Annotated in this window: 1 protein-coding gene; it reads left to right on the top strand. The window is 64.6% G+C overall.

The genetic code is table 11. From position 1 onward, the window contains the following. A partial coding sequence (locus IU450_RS39275) for an NAD(P)-binding protein (RefSeq protein ID WP_195154780.1) occupies positions 1–698 on the top strand: 698 nt, incomplete at both ends.

Raw genomic sequence — 698 nt, 5'->3', positions numbered from 1 at the left:
CCATTGACTCGTGAAGAGCATCGGGTGGTGGTGGTGGGTTCGGGGTTCGGTGGTGGTGTCAGCGCTTTGCGCTTGGCGCGGGCGGGCGTGCCGGTGACGGTGCTCGAACGGGGACTGCGCTGGACGACTGGACCGAACGCCGAAACCTTTCCCCGGGCTTCCTCGCCCGATAAGCGCCTGTTGTGGTGTCGGTCCAGCCCGAATCTGTTCGGTCGTCCGTTGGTGTTCGACCGTTACACCGGTTTGGTGGAAGCGGTGCCGGGGGTGAACATGACAGCGTTGTGCGCGGCGGGTGTCGGTGGTGGTTCGCTGGTCTATCAGGGGATGTCGCTGCAACCCGCTCGGGAGGTGTTCGATACCCACTTCCCGCAGGAACTCGACTGGGCACTGATGAACCGGGTCCACTACCCGCGTGTGGCGCGGATGCTGGGTTTGGCCGAGGCTCCGGAGGAACTGATCGCGAGCGAGAACTACCGTGCGGCGCGAGTGTTCGCCGATCGTGTCCGGCGGGCGGGGATGCCGTTGTCGAAGATCCCGATGCCCATCGATTGGGATTTCGCGCTGGCGGAGATCCGCGGGGAGATGAAGCCGTCCTACACCAACGGTGACGGCGCCATGGGCGTCAACAATGGTGGTAAACATTCCGTCGACGTCACCTACATCGCCGCCGCCGAAGCCACCGGTTTGGTGCGGGTGCA

The organism is Nocardia abscessus (assembly GCF_015477775.1).
Classification (GTDB): Bacteria; Actinomycetota; Actinomycetes; order Mycobacteriales; family Mycobacteriaceae; genus Nocardia; species Nocardia abscessus_A.
The sequence above is the reverse complement of the archived record's forward strand: the minus strand, read 5'-3'. Positions and strand labels throughout refer to the sequence as shown.